This window comes from Herbaspirillum sp. SJZ106 (assembly GCF_006715495.1).
Lineage (GTDB): Bacteria > Pseudomonadota > Gammaproteobacteria > Burkholderiales > Burkholderiaceae_D > Herbaspirillum.
In genome coordinates, this window is record NZ_VFNI01000003.1 from 615,018 (window position 1) to 634,974 (window position 19,957).

At 64.2% G+C, this 19,957-nt stretch carries 19 protein-coding genes; 6 read left to right on the top strand and 13 right to left on the bottom strand.

Annotated features, from left to right (window positions below; all coding sequences use genetic code 11):
* Positions 1 to 10 precede the first annotated feature (10 nt).
* Both FB598_RS12655 and FB598_RS12660 read left to right on the top strand, forming a co-directional pair.
* The gene (locus tag FB598_RS12655; RefSeq protein ID WP_141914332.1) at positions 11 to 973 is read left to right on the top strand and encodes a PDR/VanB family oxidoreductase; all 963 of its coding nucleotides are present in this window, start codon (positions 11 to 13) and stop codon (positions 971 to 973) included.
* Positions 974 to 1,001: 28 nt separating this feature from the next.
* A complete protein-coding gene (locus FB598_RS12660; protein WP_141914331.1) occupies positions 1,002 to 2,186 on the top strand; it encodes an ABC transporter substrate-binding protein in 1,185 nt (394 codons plus the stop codon).
* Between the two features lie 173 nt (positions 2,187 to 2,359).
* Here the strand turns inward: FB598_RS12660 and pcaD are convergent, their stop codons facing one another.
* The 4 genes from pcaD to pcaH form a co-directional block, all read right to left on the bottom strand.
* Complete coding sequence (pcaD, locus tag FB598_RS12665) at positions 2,360 to 3,622, bottom strand: 3-oxoadipate enol-lactonase (protein WP_141914330.1); 1,263 nt, start codon at positions 3,620 to 3,622, stop codon at positions 2,360 to 2,362.
* Positions 3,619 to 5,013, bottom strand: a complete 1,395-nt coding sequence (gene pcaB, locus FB598_RS12670) for a 3-carboxy-cis,cis-muconate cycloisomerase (RefSeq protein ID WP_141914329.1) — start codon at positions 5,011 to 5,013, stop codon at positions 3,619 to 3,621. Before pcaB ends, pcaD begins: the two co-directional genes overlap by 4 nt.
* Positions 5,014 to 5,105: 92 nt before the next feature.
* Positions 5,106 to 5,624, bottom strand: a complete 519-nt coding sequence (locus FB598_RS12675; RefSeq protein ID WP_141914328.1) for a protocatechuate 3,4-dioxygenase — start codon at positions 5,622 to 5,624, stop codon at positions 5,106 to 5,108.
* Positions 5,625 to 5,655: 31 nt separating this feature from the next.
* Positions 5,656 to 6,348 (bottom strand): protocatechuate 3,4-dioxygenase subunit beta, encoded by a 693-nt coding sequence (gene pcaH / locus FB598_RS12680; RefSeq protein WP_141914327.1) that lies wholly within the window; start codon positions 6,346 to 6,348, stop codon positions 5,656 to 5,658.
* A 194-nt stretch (positions 6,349 to 6,542) separates the two neighbouring features.
* Between pcaH and FB598_RS12685 the strand changes: the two genes are divergently transcribed.
* Complete coding sequence (locus tag FB598_RS12685; protein WP_141914326.1) at positions 6,543 to 7,331, top strand: IclR family transcriptional regulator C-terminal domain-containing protein; 789 nt, start codon at positions 6,543 to 6,545, stop codon at positions 7,329 to 7,331.
* Positions 7,332 to 7,346: 15 nt separating this feature from the next.
* Here the strand turns inward: FB598_RS12685 and FB598_RS12690 are convergent, their stop codons facing one another.
* Positions 7,347 to 8,258: a helix-turn-helix domain-containing protein gene (locus FB598_RS12690; RefSeq protein ID WP_141914325.1), complete on the bottom strand. Its 912-nt coding sequence runs from the start codon at positions 8,256 to 8,258 to the stop codon at positions 7,347 to 7,349.
* A gap of 144 nt (positions 8,259 to 8,402) precedes the next feature.
* Between FB598_RS12690 and FB598_RS12695 the strand changes: the two genes are divergently transcribed.
* Complete coding sequence (locus FB598_RS12695) at positions 8,403 to 9,569, top strand: 4-hydroxybenzoate 3-monooxygenase (RefSeq protein ID WP_141914324.1); 1,167 nt, start codon at positions 8,403 to 8,405, stop codon at positions 9,567 to 9,569.
* 70 nt (positions 9,570 to 9,639) lie between these two features.
* On the opposite strand, the gene chrA is transcribed toward FB598_RS12695, so the two are convergent.
* Both chrA and FB598_RS12705 read right to left on the bottom strand, forming a co-directional pair.
* Positions 9,640 to 10,863, bottom strand: a complete 1,224-nt coding sequence (gene chrA / locus FB598_RS12700; protein WP_141914323.1) for a chromate efflux transporter — start codon at positions 10,861 to 10,863, stop codon at positions 9,640 to 9,642.
* Positions 10,864 to 10,888: 25 nt separating this feature from the next.
* Entirely contained in the window at positions 10,889 to 11,368 is a 480-nt protein-coding gene (locus FB598_RS12705; protein WP_141914322.1) for an Lrp/AsnC family transcriptional regulator, read from the bottom strand.
* A gap of 266 nt (positions 11,369 to 11,634) precedes the next feature.
* On the opposite strand from FB598_RS12705, the gene mdeB reads away from it, so the two are divergent.
* A complete protein-coding gene (mdeB, locus tag FB598_RS12710) occupies positions 11,635 to 14,310 on the top strand; it encodes an alpha-ketoglutarate dehydrogenase (RefSeq protein WP_141914321.1) in 2,676 nt (891 codons plus the stop codon).
* A 173-nt stretch (positions 14,311 to 14,483) separates the two neighbouring features.
* The gene (locus tag FB598_RS12715) at positions 14,484 to 15,242 is read left to right on the top strand and encodes an SDR family oxidoreductase (protein WP_141914320.1); all 759 of its coding nucleotides are present in this window, start codon (positions 14,484 to 14,486) and stop codon (positions 15,240 to 15,242) included.
* A gap of 81 nt (positions 15,243 to 15,323) precedes the next feature.
* Here the strand turns inward: FB598_RS12715 and FB598_RS12720 are convergent, their stop codons facing one another.
* The 6 genes from FB598_RS12720 to lptA all read right to left on the bottom strand — a co-directional run bounded on the left by FB598_RS12720 (position 15,324) and on the right by lptA (position 19,957).
* Positions 15,324 to 15,908, bottom strand: coding sequence for a UbiX family flavin prenyltransferase (locus FB598_RS12720; protein ID WP_183405825.1), 585 nt, complete (start codon positions 15,906 to 15,908; stop codon positions 15,324 to 15,326).
* Between the two features lie 41 nt (positions 15,909 to 15,949).
* Complete coding sequence (grxD, locus tag FB598_RS12725; RefSeq protein ID WP_141914318.1) at positions 15,950 to 16,261, bottom strand: Grx4 family monothiol glutaredoxin; 312 nt, start codon at positions 16,259 to 16,261, stop codon at positions 15,950 to 15,952.
* Positions 16,262 to 16,525: 264 nt separating this feature from the next.
* On the bottom strand, positions 16,526 to 16,891 hold the full coding sequence (gene hpf, locus FB598_RS12730; protein ID WP_141914317.1) for a ribosome hibernation-promoting factor, HPF/YfiA family: 366 nt from the start codon (positions 16,889 to 16,891) through the stop codon (positions 16,526 to 16,528).
* 145 nt (positions 16,892 to 17,036) lie between these two features.
* Positions 17,037 to 18,527, bottom strand: coding sequence for an RNA polymerase factor sigma-54 (locus FB598_RS12735; protein WP_141914316.1), 1,491 nt, complete (start codon positions 18,525 to 18,527; stop codon positions 17,037 to 17,039).
* Between the two features lie 100 nt (positions 18,528 to 18,627).
* Positions 18,628 to 19,368 carry an LPS export ABC transporter ATP-binding protein gene (gene lptB, locus FB598_RS12740; protein ID WP_141914315.1) on the bottom strand — a complete coding sequence of 247 codons (741 nt, stop codon included), beginning with the start codon at positions 19,366 to 19,368 and terminating at the stop codon, positions 18,628 to 18,630.
* Between the two features lies 1 nt (position 19,369).
* Positions 19,370 to 19,957: a lipopolysaccharide transport periplasmic protein LptA gene (gene lptA, locus FB598_RS12745; RefSeq protein ID WP_141914314.1), complete on the bottom strand. Its 588-nt coding sequence runs from the start codon at positions 19,955 to 19,957 to the stop codon at positions 19,370 to 19,372.

Below are 19,957 nucleotides of genomic sequence, written 5' to 3' on the forward strand. Positions count from 1 at the left end.
GGGAATGGGCATGAGCCAACTGCAAGTCAGGGTCACGGCGCGCCGGGAAGAGGCCGAAGGCATCGTCAGCCTGGAGCTGGCGGCGGCCGACGGCAAGCCGCTGCCGCCGTTCACGGCCGGTTCCCACATCGATGTCCACCTGCCCGGCGGGCTGGTGCGCCAGTATTCCTTGTGCAACCCCCCGCACGAAAGCCACCGTTACCAGATCGGCGTGCTGCGCGATCCCAATTCGCGCGGCGGATCGGCGGCGGTGCATGAGGCTGTGCGGCTGGGCGACGTCATTTCCATCAGCGAACCGCGCAACCATTTTCCGCTGGCGCAGGCGCGGCGCACGCTGCTGCTGGCCGGCGGCATCGGCGTCACGCCCATCCTGTGCATGGCCGAGCGGCTGGCTGCCGCCAATGCCGAATTCGAGATGCACTATTGCACGCGTTCGCCGGGGCGCACCGCGTTTCGCGAGCGCATCGCGCAATCGGCCTTCGCCGGCCGCGTGGTGTATCACCACGATGACGGAGAACCGGCGCAGAAACTCGATCTGGCGACGCTGATCGCGGTTCCCGATGCCGATACGCATATCTATGTCTGCGGGCCGTCCGGCTTTATCGGGCACGTGGTCGACACCGCCAAGGCCATTGGCTGGCCGGCCGCCAACGTACACCTCGAATATTTTGGCGCGGCGCCCGCGGCCGGCGACGGCGCGGGCGATACAGCGTTCGACGTCAAGCTGGCCAGCAGCGGGCAGGTATTCACGATCCCCGCCGGCCGCACCGTGATCCAGGTGCTGGCCGAGCATGGCGTCGAGTTGCCGGTGTCCTGCGAACAGGGCGTATGCGGCACGTGCCTCACGCGCGTGCTGGAAGGCCAGCCCGACCATCGCGACCTCTACCTCACCGACGAGGAGCGCGCCGCCAACGACCAGTTCACCCCTTGTTGTTCCCGCGCCAAGAGCGCATTGCTTGTGCTGGATGTCTGAACTTATAAAAACCGAGAGAGGAGATGCAATGAACGACACCATCAATTCGCGCCGCCGCCATCTGGTGCTGGCCGGCGCCGCCATGGCGGCCGGTGCGGCGCCGCTGGCCGCGCTGGCGGCCGACCCGGTGAAGGTCGGCCTGATCGTGCCGATGTCCGGCCCGTTCGCTTCCACCGGCCGCCAGATCGAGGCCGCCGTGAAGCTGTACCAGCAGAAGTACGGCGACAGCGTAGCCGGACGCAAGGTCGAGATCCTGCTCAAGGACGACGGCGGCGTCTCGCCCGACGTCACCAAGCGCCTGGCGCAGGAGCTGGTCGCGCGCGACAAGGCGCAGGTGCTGATGGGCTTCGGCCTGACGCCGCTGGCGCTGTCGACCGCACCCATCGCCACGCAAGCCAAGGTGCCGATGATCGTCACCGCGGCCGCGACTTCCATCATCCCCCAGCGTTCGCCCTACATCGTGCGCACCGGTTTCACGCTGGCCCAGGTCACCGCGCCGCTGGCCGGCTGGGCGGCGAAGAACGGCATCAAGAACGTGGTTACTTTCGTCAGCGACTACGGCCCGGGGCTGGATGCCGAGAAGGTATTCGCCAAGACTTTCGGCGAGGCCGGCGGCAAGGTGCTGGAAAGCCTGCGCGTGCCGTTGCGCAATCCCGATTACGCGCCTTTCCTGCAGCGCGTCAAGGATGCCAAGCCGGAAGCCCTGTTCGTCTTCGTGCCATCGGGCGAAGGCGCGGCCGTGCTCAAGCAATTCACCGAACGCGGCCTGGCCGCCGCCGGCATTCGCCTCATCTGTACCGGCGACGTGCTGGATGACGACCTGATGCCCAGCATCGGCGTCGCCGCCAAGGACGTGGTCAGCAGCCATCACTATTCGGCCGCGCATCCGTCGCCGGCCAACAAGGAATACGTGGAGGGCATCGCCAGGATGAACAAGGGCATGCGCGCCAACTTCCATTCGGTGGGCGCCTATGACGGCATGCACCTGCTGTACGAGGCGCTCAAGAAGACCAATGGCGACACCGACGGCGACAAGCTGCTGGCGGCGATGAAGGGCCTGAGTTGGGACAGCGTGCGCGGCCCGGTCAGCATCGATGCGGCCACGCGCGACATCGTGCAGACGGTGTATATGCGCCGCGCCGAGCAGAAGGGGGGCGAGTTCTACAACATCGAGTTCGACAAGGTGGAGAAGGTCAGGGACCCGGGCGTCTGAGGCCGGCAAGCGCGGCGTTCAAAAAAATCCCGGCCTCGCAGCCTGATGCCGTTCAGTTAAGAGCTGAACGGCATTTTTTATGAATCAATAGAAACCCGTTCAGGCAGTCCGAACGGGAGAAGAGATGCGTGAACGGCTTAACTGAACGGCATTAGGGCTCGCAGCCGGGCGTTTCAGATCTGCGCCAGGAAACGCGTGACCAGTTCGGCAAACGCCTGCGGCTGTTCCACCGCGCTGATGTGCGAAGCGCCGCTGATGATTTCCAGCTGCGCTCCCTCAATGCCATTGACCAGCGTTTGCGCCATCGCAATCGGCGTGCCCTGGTCCAGTTCGCCGGCGATCACCAGCGTGGGCGCCTTGATCTGGTCCAGGCGCGCCGTGGTGTCGACGCTGCCCACGGCATTGCAGCAGCCGATGTAGCCCAGCGCGTCGGTGCTGGTCAGGCGTTCGCGGAAACGCGCCACCGTGGCGGCATGGCCGGCGCGGAAGGCGTCGTGGAAGTAGCGCCCCATGACGGCATCGGCGATCGCTTCGATGCCCTGTTCGCGCACCGTGGCGATGCGCTGCTGCCAGGCATCGCGCGCGGCGTTGGGATAGGCGGAGGTGGTATTGGCCAGCACCAGCGCGCGCACCAGGTTGGGGTGGCGCAAGGCCAGCTCCTGGCCGGCCATGCCGCCCATCGACAGGCCGACCCAGACCACCGGGCCGGCATCGAGCTCGCGCAGCAGGCGCGCGACATCGTCGGCCAGATCGGCCATCGAATACAAGCCCTCCGCTTTTTCCGAACTGCCATGGCCGCGGTGGTCGTAGGCGATTACGCGGCAGTCGGCCGCCAGCAGGTTGGCCAGGCCGTCCCACATCATCAGGTCGGCGCCGATGGCGTGCGAGAGCACGACGGTGTGGCGCGGCGCGCGGCCGTTGCGCGGTTCGCGCACGCTGTAGTGCAGCGCAGGGGAAGACGCGGTGCGGCCTTCCTTGCCGATGCCGGGATGGTTGCTGTCGGCGGGACGTTGCGGCTCGATCTGGTAGCCGATCTGTTGGCCCACTTCGCGCAGGATCTGCTGGGCGTGGGTGAAGGCGGTATTGCCGGCCGGCACGCCGGCATAGATGGCGGACTGGATCAGCACTTCCTTCATCTCGTCGGGGGTCAGGCCGGTGCCTTCCTTGCTGGTCAGGGCGGCGCGCACATGCAGTTCGAACTCTTCCCAGCGGCCCAGCGCGATGGTGATGGCCAGCACGATGATGCGGCGGGTCTTGTGGTCCAGGCCGGGGCGGCCCCAGATCTCGTTCCAGGCGAAGCGGGTGATCAGGTTCTGGAAATCGGCGTTGAAATTGGTGGCGTTGGCCACCGAACGGTCGACCCATTGGTCGCCCAGCACGCTGCGGCGATTGCGCATGCCGCGTTCGAAATCGTGATCGAGGGGATCGTAGCTCATGCTTGTCTCTTGGTCGTTGTCGGGATGGATGTGAATTGGGTCTGTAATTGCCGCAACTGGTGCTCGGCCAGACGGCGCGCCGGCCGGGTCGCCAGCACAGGATCGAACAGGGCGCGCAGCGCCGCGATGTCGATTTGCTTGCGCAGGCCGCCATCGGCTTCCACCGCGTTGACCAGCACCTCGGCCAGATGTTTGCCTTGTTCGACCGTCTGGCGCGTCAGCTTCTCCAGCAGCGCATGCGCGGCGGGGCGGCCGATGGCGCCCGCCAGGTGGATCGAGGCCGATTCCGCGAACACCAGCCCTTGCAGCGCGTCGATGTTGCGCAGCATGCGGCCTGCATCCACCACCAGCCCGGCGAACGCTTCGTTGAGCGCGCGCAGGGCGCCGTGAACGCCGAGGAACAATGCCGGCCATTCGGCCAGTTCGGCTTGCCAGTTGCCCAGGCCGCGTTCGTGCTGCTGCGCCATCGCACCCAGCAGCGTCGCCGCCTGGTGCGGCGCGCGCGCGGCGGCGGCCAGGGCAATCATCGAGGACACCGGATTGCGCTTGTGCGGCATGGCCGAGGAACCGCCGCGGCCGTTGCCCGACGGTTCGGCCAGTTCGGCGATCTCGCCTTGCGCCATCAGCGACAGGTCGGTGGCGATCTTGCCCAGGCTGCCGGCCAGCACCGCCATTTCGGTGCCGAGCCGCACCCATTCGTCGCGCTGCGTATGCCAGGCGGCGTCGGGGGCTGCCAGGCCGAGCGCATCGGCCATGCGGCGGGCCACTGCCGGGCCGCGTTCGCCCAGTACCGACAGCGTGCCGACCGCGCCGCCCAGCTGCAGTTGCAGCGCGCGCTGGCCGCGCTCATGCAACTGCGCGCGCGAGCGCACCAGCGGCGCGGCCCAGCCGGCCAGCTTGAAGCCGAAGCTGGTGACCTGGGCCGGTTGCATCAGGGTGCGCGCCAGCACCGGCGTGTCGAGATGGCGTTGCGCCAGCTCCAGCAGTTGCTGCGCCAGTGTGGACAGCTCGGTGTCGACCAGCTGCATCGCCTCGCGCGTGGCCAGCACCATGGCGGTGTCGAGCACATCCTGGCTGGTGCTGCCCCAATGCACGTGGGTCGCGGCATCCTGGCTGTACAGCGCGACCGTGCGGGTCAGTTCCTTGACCAGCGGAATGGCCAGGGCGCCGGCGCGGCGTCCGGCCACGATGATGGCCGGGATGTCATACAGCTGCGCCTTGCAGACGCTGGCGATGGCGCGCGCGGCGGCTTCGGGGATCACGCCTTCGGCCGCCTCGGCCTCGGCCAGCGCTTGCTCGAAGCCGAACATGGCTTGCACGATGGCTTCGTCGTCGAAGACCTTGATCATCTCCGAGGTGGTGAGGAAGCTGTCGAATATCGAAACGCTCATGGAAACTCCACAGGGTTGAATGCGGGCTTGAAGCGCGAGCGGGATCGGGCAGGCATGCGCTTGCCGATCCCGTCGCTGCCGTCATGCGGCGATCAGACGTAGTCGAAGAATACCGTTTCGCGTTCGCCTTGCATGTAGATGTTCCACAGATAGCTGCCGTCGGCCTGCTTGCGCGCGATCAGCGTGCCGCGGCGTTCGGCCGGCACCTGTTCCAGCAGGGCCGATTGCGCCAGCGCCGGGTCGTCTTCCAGGAACACGGCGGTGAACTGGTGCTTGACCAGGCCGCGCGCGAATACCGTCACATATGCCGCCGGCTTGCCGGTCGGCGCTTGCGGCTGCGTGATCGAGAAAGCGAAAGCGCCGCTATCGTCGGTCGGCACGCGGCGGTAGCCGGGAATGGCGTGCGCGGATTCGGCCGCGGCGCTGCCGGGCAGCCAGGCTTCGGCCCAGGCGTCGTTGATGGGCGCGCCGTCGCCGTCGATGATGGCGCCGTGCACGCGTACCTGCGGCGCCGGGCTGTCGGTGCCGGCGGTCAGTTCCACGGCCCAGGCCCAGGCTTCATGCGGGAACGGGCCGATGGTTTGCGAGGTGGTGATGTCGAGCTTGCTCATGCTGTATCCCTTGTTGAGAGCGTGTTAGGACCTAGATGCCCATCGGCGTGGCGTTGCGGCCGCGCAGGACGATGTCGAATTCATAGCCGAGCATCTTGTCGTCCACCGTTTCTTCCAGCGAGAAGCGAGAGATCAGGCGCTGGCGGGCGGAGGCGTCGGGGATGCTCTGGAAGATCGGGTCGTAGTCGAACAGCGGGTCGCTGGGGAAGTACATCTGCGTGACCAGGCGCTGCGCGTAGACATTGCCGAACAGCGAGAAGTGGATGTGCGCCGGGCGCCATGCCTTGTGGTGGTTGCCCCAGGGGTACGGGCCGGGTTTGATGGTGACGAAGCGGTAGCGGCCGTCGCTGTCGGTGAGCATCTTGCCGAAGCCGGCAAAGTTCGGATCGAGCGGCGCGTCGTGCTGGTCTTTCTTGTGCCGGTAGCGGCCGGCGGCGTTGCATTGCCAGACTTCCAGCAGCGAGTCGCGCACCGGCTTGCCGTCTTCGTCGAGCACGCGGCCGGTGACGACGATCTTTTCGCCCAGCGGTTCGCCCGCGCCTTGTTTGGTCAGGTCCATGTCGTGCGGCAGGATCAGCCTGGGCGAGGCGAACAGGTTGGTGCCGGTGGCTGCTTCGTCGCGTACGCGCAGCGGGGCTTGCGTCGGGCCGCGCTTGACGGTGGATTTGTAGGGGGGATAGATCAGGTCCGGATAGACGCCGGGGGCGATGGCATCGAATTGCATGAGGTCTCCTCTTTGGGGCTGTTTGGCTATTCGGCGGATGGCGCCGCAGCGCTTGTGCGATCTGCGCGCCGTCTGTCGGGGTGACCTGATCTTAGGTAAGCGAAACCGGGCTCACAAGGCCGGAGCAGTGCACAATATTCGGTATTCGCCCATATTGTGCGAAAATCGCACAAATCCGCGTTTTTCTATGAGCCATGCATTCAATCGATGAAGATGCCGAGGCCGGCGAGCCGCTCAAGCGCGACCTGGTGGCAGGGCTGGAGAAGGGGTTGCAGGTGATCGAGGTGTTCGACCAGGAGCGCTCGCGCCTGACCATCGCCGAAGTCGCGCAGCTGACCGGCCTCACGCGCGCCGCCGCGCGCCGTTACCTGATTACGCTGACCCACCTGGGTTACATGCGGCACGACAACAAGACCTTTTCGCTCACGCCGATGGTGCTGCGGCTGGGCCAGTCCTACCTGCATTCGGCGCGTCTGCCGCGCATCGTGCAGCCGCTGCTGTACCGGCTGGCCTATTCGCTGGGCGAAGCGGCCTCTTGCGGCGTGCTCGATCATGAGCACCTGGTCTGCGTGGCCGCGGTCAGCGCCGGGCAACTGGTGTCGACCACATTGCAGCCGGGCACCCGGGTGCCGGCCTATTGCACGGCCAACGGACGCATGCTCCTGGCCAGCCTGCCGCCCGAAGAGATGCGGGACATCCTCTCCCGCACGCAAGCCGAAGCCATTACTTCCTACACCATTACCGACCGCGACCGGCTGGCGCTGGAAATCGCCCGCGCGCGCGAGCAGGGCTATGCGCTGGTGGACCAGGAGCTGGAGCTGGGGTTGCGCACCATGGCGGTACCGCTGCGTAATTTCCGCGGCGAGGTGGTGGCGGCGATGAACATCAGCGTGCATGCCGCGCGCATGAAGCTGGAAGACATGGTCGAGCGCTGCCTGCCGGCCATGCTGAAGATCCAGGTTGAATTGGGGGCGCTGCTGTAGCCGGGGCGTGCGGCCTTATTCGAGCATGTTGGTGCGCCGGTATTGCTTGGGCGTGATCCCCATGTGGCGCTTGAACAGGCGGCTGAAGTAGGCCGGATCCTGAAAGCCCAGTTCGTAGGCGATGGTCGCCACGCCCGACGGCACATAGGTCAGCTTGCGGCAGGCTTCCAGGATCAATCGCTGCTGGGCGAAGTCGAACGCCGACTGGCCGGACAGTTTCAGGCATAGCCGATTCAGCCTGCTGGACGTCACGCGCAGTTTGTCGGCATACACGCCGACCTGCCATTGTTCCTTGAAGTGCGCCTCCACCAGCGTGCGGAAACGGCTGAACAATTCGAATTCGCCGCGCCCCGACAGCTCGGCCGAACGGTGATCCGCTTCCAGTCTTGCCAGCAGCAGCATCACGCTGCGCGCCAGCCATTCCAGCATCAGCGCATGTCCGGTGCGCGGCGCGGCCGATTCGGCAATCAGCAGGCGCAGCATGGCTTCCATGCGCTCGCGCAACTCCGGCTCGCGCGCCAGGTCGATCGCCATCGGCCGCAGGAACAGCGGGGAAAAGATGTCGCTGTGGGCATCGCCCCCGCCCAGCGAAAACACGATGTGCGGATCCACCGTCAATACGAAGCCGACCGCTTCTTCCGAGAAATCGAAACCGTGCACCACCGACGGGTGGATGGTGATCACCACCGGCCCGTCGTGCTCCCAGAGCTCATCTTCCATCAAGGCATTGACGTGGCCGGATATTAAAAAAAGTACCTGAAACAGGCCGGCGTGCGTATGCGGGGAAATATGCCAGTCGTGTATGCGGCTGCGCGTCTCTATCAGTTCAATGTGTACGGATTCCGCATTATCCGGCCGGGAAGCCTCGCCGTAGAGCGAAAATTGTGGCACCTCGCGGGCCTTGGGTGTGCTTCTTGCCGTGCGCATAGGGTCTCCGTCGAAGCGGTTCTGCATTTTTATGGATGTGAAAATAGTACAAGTATTTTTCAGGATCATCCATTTTTTGTTTCCGATGCCGCGTCTACCATGCAGCCATACCAAGAACGATCAGACCAACATGGAGACCTCGCAATGCGCACCCAAGTAGCCATCATCGGCGCCGGCCCGGCCGGCCTTCTGCTTTCCCACCTGCTGCACCTCAAAGGTATCGAATCGGTCGTGCTGGAAAGCCGCAGCCGTGAAGAGATCGAAGCCACCATCCGCGCCGGCGTGCTGGAACAGGGCACGATGGACATCCTCACCGAAGCCGGCGTGGGCGAACGGATGAAGCGGGAGGGCGCGCTGCACCACGGCATCGAACTCTCCTTCGGCGGCCGCCGCCATCGCATCGACCTGAGCGAGCTGACCGGCAAGGCCATCACCGTCTACGCCCAGCATGAGGTGATCAAGGACCTGGTGGCGGCGCGGCTGGCGGCACAGGGCAGCATCCTGTTCGGCGTGAGCGAAGTCAGCCCGCAGGACATCGATACCGACAATCCGTCGGTGAGCTTCCTGCATGCCGGGGAAAAACACATGCTGCGGGCCGATTTCGTGGCCGGCTGCGACGGTTTCCACGGCGTCTCGCGTCCGGCCGTCCCGGAGTCGGTACGCCAGGACTACCAGCGCATCTACCCGTTCGGCTGGTTCGGCATCCTGGTGGAGTCGGCGCCGTCTTCCGACGAGCTGATCTATGCCCAGCACGAGCGCGGCTTCGCCCTGGTCAGCACGCGCTCGCCGACGGTGCAGCGCCTGTACTTCCAGTGCGACCCCAAGGACAGCGTCGACAATTGGTCGGACGACCGCATCTGGAACGAGCTGCATACCCGGCTGGAGAACAGCGACGGCTGGCGCGTGAAGGAGGGCAAGATCTTCCAGAAAGGCATCATCGGCATGCGCAGCTTCGTCTCGACGCCGATGCAGCACGGCCGCCTGTTCCTGGCCGGCGATGCGGCGCACATCGTGCCGCCTACCGGCGCCAAGGGCATGAATCTGGCGGTGGGCGATGTCAAGCTGTTGTCCCGGGCGATCGAGGCGTTCTATCGCAAATCGAGCGGGGAGCTGCTGGCGGCGTACACGGACCATGCCTTGAAACGCGTCTGGCGCGCCGAGTATTTCTCGTGGTGGATGACCAGCATGCTGCATACCTTCGCGGATGCTTCGCCGTTCCAGCAGCAGTTGCAGCGCGCCGAGCTGGAAAACGTGGTCAATTCGCGGGCGTTGTCGACCGCGCTGGCGGAAAACTATGTGGGGGCGTTTTAAGTGTTTGCGGGATTTCCTGCGCGCCGATGATGGATGTGCCGCAAGCGGCGGCCATGCGCGCGGCAGGGCCTCAACCTTGGCCCATGACGCCGATCGCACCGCCTGCCGCGCCAAGCGAAAGCACGACCAGCCAGGACGGCCATTTCCAGAACACCAGGGCCACCAGCGCCAGTATCGCCATGGCAAAGTCTGACGGCTGGCGAATCGCGCTGGTCCATACCGGCTGGTACAAGGCCGCCAGCAGCAGGCCGACCACGCCGGCGTTTATGCCGGCAAGCGCGGCCTGCATCCGGGCGTTGCCGCGCAGGCCGTCCCAGAACGGGATGGCGCCGCCCACCAGCAGGAACGACGGGGCGAATATGGCCAGCAGGCAAATCAGGCCGCCAGCCCATCCGGAAGGGCTGGAATTCATGGAGGCGCCCAGGAACGCGGCGAATGTGAACAACGGGCCGGGCATGGCCTGGGCGGCGCCATAGCCGGCCAGGAACGTATCGTTATCGACCAGCCCCGATGGCACCACTTCGGATTGGAGCAAGGGCAGAACGACATGGCCGCCGCCGAAAACCAGTGAGCCGGCGCGGAAAAACGAACTGATGTCGGCAATGGCGCCATGCGGGAATGAAGCGGCCAGGATCGGAAGGCCGATGAGCAGGCCGGCGAACAGCAGCAACAGGCAGGCGCCTGTCCGGCGGCTGACGCGCAGCGGCAAAGACTCATGGGCGTGCGCAGCGTCCGGCTTGAAGGCCAGCATGCCGACCAGTCCGGCCGCTGCGATGACGCTCAACTGGCCCAATGCGTTGGGCAGGAGCAGGGCGATACATGCCGCAACCGCCATGATGGAGATGCGGGCGGCATCGGTGCACAGGTTGCGCGCCATGGCCCACACGGCCTGCGCGACTATCGCCACGGCCACGACCTTCAAGCCATGTAATGCTTCTGCCGGAACGAGTGTCCCGAAATGGGCGATGCCAAGGGCAAACAGTATCAATGCAATGGCTGAGGGCAAGGTAAAGCCTGCCCAAGACGCTATTGCGCCAGGATAGCCATGCCGGAGCAGTCCAATGGCAATGCCGACCTGGCTGCTGGCAGGGCCGGGAAGGAATTGGCATAAGGCGACCAGATCCGCGTAACTCCGCTCGGAGAGGAAGCGCCGTTTGGTAACGAATTCGTTGTGGAAGTAGCCGAGGTGGGCAACCGGACCGCCAAACGAGGTCAGGCCCAGCCGAAGGAAGATGAGGAACAGGCCCCACAGGCTCTCTTGGCGCTGGGCCGATGCCGGCTGGTCTGGATGCATGTGGCGTCGCTTTTGGCAGTGCCGTTCAGCGCCTGGGTTTGATCTTGGGCGTGGGCAGCGCGGTCTTGTACTTGATCTGCTTGAGCGCGAAGCTGGAGCGGATGTTCTTGATGCCGGGGATCTTGGTCAGGTGGTCGACGATGAAGTGCTCCAGCGTCAGCAGGTCGGGCACGACGATGCGCAGCAGGTAATCCTCGTCGCCGGTCATCAGATAGACTTCCATGACTTCATCGAAAGCGCTCACCGCGCTTTCAAACTGGGCCAGCGCTTCGGCGCCCTGGCGCTCCAGGATCACCTTGACGAACACGTTGACCTTCAAGCCCAGCAGGTGCGGATCGGCCAGCGCCACGTAGCGCGAGATGATGCCCTCGGTTTCCAGGCGCTTGACGCGCGCCAGGGTCGGCGAGGGGGAAAGGTTGATGCGGCTGGCGAGTTCCAGATTGCTGATCGAGCTGTTCTCCTGGAGGATGTTCAGGATCCGCAAATCGGTGGTATCTAGTTCCATTATCGAAATTTAATTCTGTAAGTTTCAATTTTTCAGCATGTGGTGCTGAATATTGTATGACAACTTCCCATTTTAAGTGACTCATGCCGGTGCATCAGGCGTATCGTAAGCCCACCAATGAATAAAAACGCCGAATAAAGGCGTCCGGCGTGAGGAGACCAATGGCGCGGCCTGTGTTGTACCGGCTTTTTGGCTCTTTGCATAGATTTGCGTAGCAAAGGCCCGATTCGGCCTGCATTGCAACAACAGGAGATCAGGAAGTGGAGATGTCGTCAGCCAATGGTATTGCCCGCGATATTGATATCGACGCCCAGGAAACCCAGGAGTGGCTGGAGGCGCTGCAAAGCGTGCTGGCCGAAGCCGGCCCGGAGCGGGCGCGCTTCCTGCTCTCCCGGCTGTCGGCCGCCGCCCGGCAACACGGCATCAACTGGCGCGATGCGCGCAATACGCCTTATCTCAACACCATCCGTCCTGAACAGGAACCGCCGTTCCCCGGCGGCTCCGACGCGCAGGCCATCGAAGAGCGCATCGCCAGCATCATGCGCTGGAACGCGCTGGCCATGGTGGTGCGCGCCAACCGCTCCTATGGCGAACTGGGCGGCCACATCGCCAGCTTCGCCTCGGCGGCCGACCTGTTCGAAGTCGGCTTCAACCATTTCTTCCGCGCGCGCGACGACCGGTTCGCCGGCGACATCGTGTATTTCCAGCCGCATTCGGCGCCGGGCATCTATGCGCGCGCGTTCCTGGAAGGCGCGCTGTCCGAAGAGGACCTCGGCTACTACCGCCGCGAAATAGAAGCCAAGCGCGCCGGCAAGCAAGGCCTGTCGTCCTACCCGCATCCCTGGCTGATGCCCAACTTCTGGCAGTTCCCCACCGGCTCGATGGGCATCGGCCCGATCAACGCGATCTATCAGGCGCGCTTCCTGCGCTACATGGAGCATCGCGGCCTGCTGCAGGACCAGAACCGCAAGGTATGGGGCGTGTTCGGCGACGGCGAGATGGATGAGCCGGAATCCCTGGCGGCGCTGTCGCTGGCCTCGCGCGAGAAGCTGGACAACCTGATCTTCGTGGTCAACTGCAACCTGCAGCGCCTGGACGGCCCGGTGCGCGGCAACGGCCACATCGTCGATGAGCTGGAGACCTTGTTCGCCGGCGCCGGCTGGAATGTGATCAAGCTGCTGTGGGGCTCGGACTGGGATGCGCTGTTCGCGCGCGACAAGGACGGCGAGCTGGTCGATGCGCTCAACCGCACCGTCGATGGCCAGCTGCAGACCTTCGCCGCCAACGACGGCGCCTTCAACCGCGAACACTTCTTCGGCCAGACGCCCGGCACCCAGGCGATCGGCGCCACGCTGACCGATGAGGAGATCAACCGCCTGCGCCGCGGCGGCCACGATATGAAGAAGATCTTCTCGGCCTACCAGGCCGCCGCCAGCCATCGCGGCCAGCCGACCGTGATCCTGGCGCAGACCAAGAAGGGTTACGGCATGGGGGCGGCCGGCGAAGGCAAGATGACCACCCACCAGCAAAAGAAGCTGGATGAGGAAAGCCTGCTGCAATTCCGCGACCGCTTCAAGCTGCCGCTGTCGGATGAGCAATGCCGCTCGCTGGCCTTCTACAAGCCGGCTGACGACAGCGCCGAGATGAAGCACCTGCATGCGCGCCGCGCGGCGCTGGGAGGCTACATGCCGCGCCGCCAGGCCGGCGATGCCAGGCGCTCAGTGCCGCCGATGGCATCGCACAGCAAGTTCGCGCTGGAGGCCGAGGGCAAGGAAATGTCGTCGACCATGGCGCTGGTGCGCCAGCTCGGCAACCTGCTCAAGGACAAGGAATTCGGCCAGTACGTCGTGCCCATCGTGGCCGACGAGGCGCGCACCTTCGGCATGGCCAACCTGTTCCGCCAGGTCGGCATCTATTCTTCCCAGGGGCAGTTGTACGAGCCGGAAGACATCGGCTCCATCCTCTACTACCGCGAAGCCAAGGACGGCCAGATCCTGGAGGAGGGCATTACCGAGGCCGGCGCCATCTCATCCTGGACGGCGGCGGCGACCGCCTACTCGGTGCATGGCACGCCGATGCTGCCGTTCTACATCTACTACTCGATGTTCGGCTTCCAGCGCATCGGCGACCTGATCTGGGCCGCGGCCGACCAGCGCGCGCGCGGTTTCCTGATCGGCGCCACCTCGGGGCGCACCACGCTGGGCGGCGAGGGCTTGCAGCACCAGGACGGCAGCAGCCATGTGGTGGCGGCGTCGATCCCGAACTGCGTGTCTTACGATCCGGCCTATGCGTATGAGCTGGCGGTGATCGTCGACGACGGCATGCGCCGCATGCTGGAACGCAATGACGACGTGTTCTACTACGTCACCGTGACCAACGAGAACGAGGCGCAGCCGAGCATGCCGGCCGGGGTCGAGCAAGGCATCCTGCGCGGCATGTATTGCCTGGGCAGGAAGGCGAAGCCGCAGGCGCGCCTGCTGGGTTCCGGCCCGATCCTGAAGGAAACCGTGGCTGCCGCCGCGCTGCTCGAAAAGCATTGGCAGATCGACGCCGAGGTGTGGAGCGTGACCAGTTTCACCGAGCTGGCGCGCGACGGCGTGGCCGCGCAGCGCCAGCAACGCCTGGCCGGCGGCGATGCGCAAGCGTATGTGACGCAGCAACTGCAAGGCAGCGACGCGCCGGTGATCGCGGTGAGCGATTACATCCGCACGCTGCCTGAAAGCATTCGCGCCTTCGTGCCGGGCAGGTATGTCACGCTGGGCACAGATGGTTTTGGGCGCAGCGATACGCGGGTCAACCTGCGCGATTTCTTCGAGATCGATGCGCGCTGGATTGCCTATACCGCGCTGACCGAAGTGTTCGGCGGCGACCGCGCCAAATTGCAGGCTGCCGCATCGACGCTGGGGATCGATACCGGCAAGCCGCTGTCTTCCTCGGTGTGAGCGCATGCCGGCAGCGGCCATGCATGAATGCCGGCGCGGGGATTGAAAATCTCTCATCGAAGCGGCGCGCCGCGTTTGCTATAGTGAAAGCCGCCTGTGCGCAACAGGCGGCTTTTTTACGGCCGCGCTGGCGCAGCGACATTCACCCACAAGATCAGACAGGAGTAGACACGATGGCAGCACCGAAACGAATTGCGCTGGTAACCGGCGCCGGCTCCGGCATTGGCCGGCAGATCACCCTGGCGCTGTTGCGCGACGGCTATGGCGTGGCCCTGGCCGGCCGCCGCCAGGATGCGCTGGAAGAGACCGTGAAGCTGGCCGGCGAGCATGGCGCCAACGCACTGGTGGTAGCCGCCGACGTCACCGACCCGGCTTCGGTGAAGAACCTGTTCGTCAAGACCCGCGAACGTTTCGGCCGTCTCGACATGGTGTTCAACAACGCCGGCATCTTCGCGCCGCCGGTGTCGCTGGAAGAGCTGAGCGTGGAGCAGTGGAAGTCGGCGGTGGACATCAACCTGACCGGCGTGTTCCTGTGTACGCAGGAAGCCTTCCGCATCATGAAGGAGCAGTCGCCGCGCGGCGGCCGCATCATCAACAACGGCTCGATCTCGGCGCACGCGCCGCGCCCGTTCTCGGCGTCCTACACCGCGACCAAGCACGCCATCACCGGCCTGACCAAGGCCACCTCGCTGGACGGCCGCCAGTACGACATCGCCTGCGGCCAGATCGACATCGGCAACGCCGCCACCGACATGACCACGCTGATGAAGAAGGGCACGCTGCAGGCCGACATGTCGACCAAGGTCGAGCCGACCATGGATGCCGAGCATGTGGCCCGCGCCATCCTCTACATGGACAGCCTGCCGCTGGACGCCAACGTGCAGTTCATGACGGTGATGGCGACCAAGATGCCTTACATCGGCCGCGGCTGATCGCCGTTCGGCTGCAAAGAAAAACGCGCCGCAGGTTTTCCTGCGGCGCGTTTCGTTTGTGGCATGCGTTGCGCTGCCGGTTCAGTCCGATGCCGGTTTCATTCCTAGCCATTCCGGCGTGAGCTGGTGTTCAAGGCCGAACAGGTCGAGTACGCGCCCCAGCGTATGGTCGACCATCTGTTCCATCGAGGAGGGCCGGTGGTAGAAGCCGGGCAGCGGCGGGAAGATCACGCCGCCCATCTCGGTCACCGCCGTCATGTTGCGCAGGTGGGCCAGGTTGAAGGGCGTTTCGCGCACCATCAGCACCAGGCGGCGGCGTTCCTTCAGCACCACGTCGGCGGCGCGCGTGATCAGGTTGTCGGAAAGTCCATGGGCCACCGACGCCAGCGTTTTCATCGAGCACGGCGCCACCACCATGCCGGCCGACGCAAAGGAGCCGCTGGCGATAGCCGCGCCGACATCGCGTACGTTGTAGACCACGTCGGCCAGCGCTTCGACATCCTTGCGGCTGCGGTCGAGTTCCTGGTGGATATTGAGTACGCCGGCATCCGAGATCAGCAGGTGCGTTTCGACCTGCGCGTGGCCGCGCAGGTGTTCCAGCAGGCGCACGCCATAGACCGCGCCCGTCGCGCCGGTGATGGCGACGATCAGGCGCTGGCGCGGCATGCGGCGGGAACCAAGGGAATCCAGGCGGCGCGGCGAAGCAATCAGCCCTTGAGCAGGGTCTGCAGTTCGCCCGAGGTATACATTTCGTTCATGATGTCCGAGCCGCCGATGAATTCACCCTTGACGTACAGTTGTGGAATGGTCGGCCAGTTCGAATATTCCTTGATGCCCTGGCGCACGTCGGGGCTTTCCAGCACGTTGACGGTGACGATGTTCTCGGCGCCGCTGGCCTTGAGCAATTGGATCGCCTTGCCGGAGAAGCCGCATTGCGGGAATTGCGCGGTGCCTTTCATGAACAGCACGACAGGGTTTTGGGTCACGGTTTCCTTGATCCAGGATTGAACGTCGCTCATGGCTATGCCTTAAAAAAATGGTGATTGCCGACATTATATGAAAAAGCCGCCATCCGCGTTTGAAACACGGCGTGCCGGGGCAAGGTGTTGTGTGCGGCCACGTAAATTATTTGAATGGTTTGCAATGTTTCCTGCCGGCTATTTCCAATGGCGGTCCGGCGGCCGGGAAACCGGAGCGTCGGGAGAAATGCAAAAGGGCGCTTTCGCGCCCTCTCCTCTTTGAGGGGGCCTGGTGCGGCCCCGTCGTTGGCGGATCGTTATCCGCTATGCACTTGCGCTTGCCGCCGCGCCCGAAACGGTGTCTTCCGGCAACCTCTTGGCCATCGAATAATGGTCTTGCAGCCGATCCTTGTGCTTGATGACCTGGCGATCGAGCTTGTCGATCAATGCATCGATGGCCGCGTAGAGATCGTGGGCGATACTTTCCGCATGCAAATCCTTCCCTTTGATATGGACGTTGATTTCCGCCTTTTGCCTTTTTTCTTTTTCTGTCAGTTTGTCTACGCTCAGGATGACGCTGATGTCGATCACATTGTCGAAATGACGCTTGATCCGTGCCAGCTTGCTTTGCACGTATTCCCGGATGGCGGGGGTCAGTTCGAGATGGTGTCCACTAATGGTCAGATTCATACAACACTCCTATCGTGAAGTCACTGGAGGTTCGTGCATCTCATCCAATACACCCGGAGAGAGTACAGCGTTTGTGTCAGAGGGCATGGATGCTTGCCTGAACACAGCGACGGCTGCAAGTACTACAGAAAAACTGAGGAAAAACTCAGAGGGATTTGCGGAGATTGACTGGTGGAATCTTCAGCACTTCGCGGTATTTTGCGACAGTCCGTCGCGCGACCACCATGCCTTGTTCTGCCAGCATATCCGCAATCTTGCTATCGGATAATGGGGTCTGCGGGTTTTCGGCTCCTATCAGTTGTTTGATCAGTGCCCGTATCGCGGTGGAGGAGGCTTCACCTCCGGTTTCGGTCGCGACATGGCTACCGAAGAAGTATTTCAACTCGAACATGCCATGCGGCGTGAGCATGTATTTCTGAGTTGTCACACGCGAGATAGTGCTCTCGTGTAGACCCAGTGTATCAGCAATTTCGCGCAGCACAAGGGGGCGCATGGCAACTGCCCCATGGGAAAAGAAGTTTCTTTGACGTTCGACAATAGCTTGGGCAACTCGCAAAATTGTATCGAAGCGCTGGCGCATATTCTTGATCAGCCATTTCGCCTCTTGCAGCTGCGATGTGAGCGAAACCTCGCCTTTGGATTGCTTGAGCGCGCTCGCATACATCGCGTTCACGCGCAGCTTGGGCATGACGTCATGATTGAGCGTGACTTGCCAGCCGTTCTTTGTTTGTTTGACAATCACATCCGGCACCACATAGTCGGAAGCGTCGCGGGCGAATTCGGCGCCCGGGTGCGGCCGGCATTGGCGGATGACGACCTGGGCTTCGCGCAGGTCTTCGTCGTCGCAGTCGAGCGCCTTCTTGATCTTGTTGAAGTCGCGCTGGGCGAACAGCGGCAGGTAATCCTCGACGATCTTCAGCGCCAGCTTGCGCGTGACGAAAGGCACGCCGGGCAGCCGGCGGATCTGCAACGCCAGGCATTCGCTGGGGCTGCGCGCGCCGACGCCGGCCGGGTCAAGGCTTTGCAGCAGCTTGAGCGCGATCGACAGTTCTTCGAGATCGATTCCCAGTTCTTCGGGCAGGTGCGCCAGGATGTCTTCCAGCGGCTCGTCCAGGTAGCCGTTGTCGTCCAGCGTATCGGCCAGCAGCTCCAGCAGCGCGCGGTCGCGCAGCGTGCGGGCGGTGACGCGGATCTGTTCCACCAGGTGTTCGCGCAGCGTGGTCTGGTGCGCCTCCAGTTGCGGCCGCGCATCTTCATCGTCGGATGATTTGCCGTTGCGCGCGACATCGTCGAAGCTCCATTCGGATTCGCCGCTGACGCTGCCTTCGGGCGTGTTGTCCTGGTAGTCGAGGCTGGATTCGCCGTCGCTTGCGGGCGCGGGCGCCTCGGCGCCGCTTTCGCTGGCGTTGTCGGCCACACCGCTGGAGGGCGAGGCGGAGAGGGCGCCGTCGGCCAGCAGCCGCACCGAATTGTCGAGCGCGTCGTCAAGCCGCTCGAGCAGCGGGTTGTCGGACAGGATCTGTTCCAGTTCCTGATGCAGTTCCAAGGTAGACAATTGCAGCAGCCTGATCGACTGCTGCAATTGCGGCGTCAATGCGAGGTGCTGCGATGTGCGTAACTGGAGGGACTGTTTCATCTGGCTTTCGGGCGCCGCGTGGCCGGCTTGTTACGTGCTGCTGTGCTGTCGTGCGTTGCATGTTGTTGCGTCGCGCCGGCGTGGCTTGGCGCAGGGCCGCTCACATGCGGAAATGTTCGCCCAGGTAGACGCGCCGCACCGATTCGTTGGCGATGATGTCGTCCGGGCTGCCGCTGGCCAGCACCGTCCCCTGGTTGATGATGTAGGCGCGGTCGCAGATGCCCAGCGTCTCGCGCACGTTGTGGTCGGTGATCAGCACGCCGATGCCGCGCTCCTTGAGGAAGCGCACGATGCGCTGGATCTCGATCACGGCGATCGGGTCGATGCCGGCGAACGGCTCGTCGAGCAGCACGAAGCGCGGATCGGTCGCCAGCGCGCGCGCGATTTCGACGCGGCGCCGTTCGCCGCCCGACAGCGAGAGCGCCTGGCTGTCGCGCAGCTTCTCGATCTGCAGTTCATGCAGCAGGTTGTTGAGGCGGCCTTCGATCTCGTCGCGCGAGAGCGGCTTGCCGTTCTCCTGGCGCAGTTCGAGCACGGCGCGGATATTGTCTTCCACCGTCAGCTTGCGAAATACCGAGGCTTCCTGCGGCAGGTAGGACAGGCCCAGCGTGGCGCGCTTGTGGATTGGCAGGCCTGAGATGGCGGCGCCATCCAGGTCGATTTCGCCGCCGTCGGACGGCACCAGGCCGACGATCATGTAGAACGAGGTGGTCTTGCCGGCGCCGTTGGGGCCCAGCAGGCCGACCACTTCGCCGCTCTGCACTTCCATCGACACATCGCGCACCACCTGGCGCGCGCCATAGCTTTTCTTCAGTCCGCGGACCACCAGCGAGCTCACCATGTTACTGGTCCTTTCCGGGTTGGGCCGGCTGTGTTGGCGGCGCCGGCTGGGCGGGCGGATTCTTGGGCTGGATCACGGCGGTGATCCGGCCCGCGCCCGGCTTGCTTTCGCCCGAAGCGGTATTGTTGACCGAATAGAATTCGGCGCGGCTGTCGTAGGAGATGAACTCGCCGTTGACCTCATCGGTAATGCGCTTGCCGTCCATGCGCTGGATGTGGGCGCGGTTGAACAGCTTGGAAATCTCGGTCTGCTCGGAATACTCGATGCGCTCGGCCTGGCCTTCGATCCACAGGTCGGGGCCGCCGTCGCGCTTTTGGCGGAAGCTGGCCAGCGAACCTGGCGCCGCATACAGCACCGCATATTCATAGCCGTACTGGTCGGTGGTCAGCACCACGCGGCCGGCCTTGATCAGCAGCGTGCCGCGCGTGAGCACCACATTGCCGGTGAAGGTCTTCACCTGGCGCACATCGTCGTAGACCATCTGGTCGGCTTCGATGTTGGTCGGCTTGGTCGAGTCGGCCTTTTCCGCGTGCGCCGCGCCGCAGATGGCGAGCAGCAGCAACCAGGGCAATAAGAGTGAGCGTTTCAT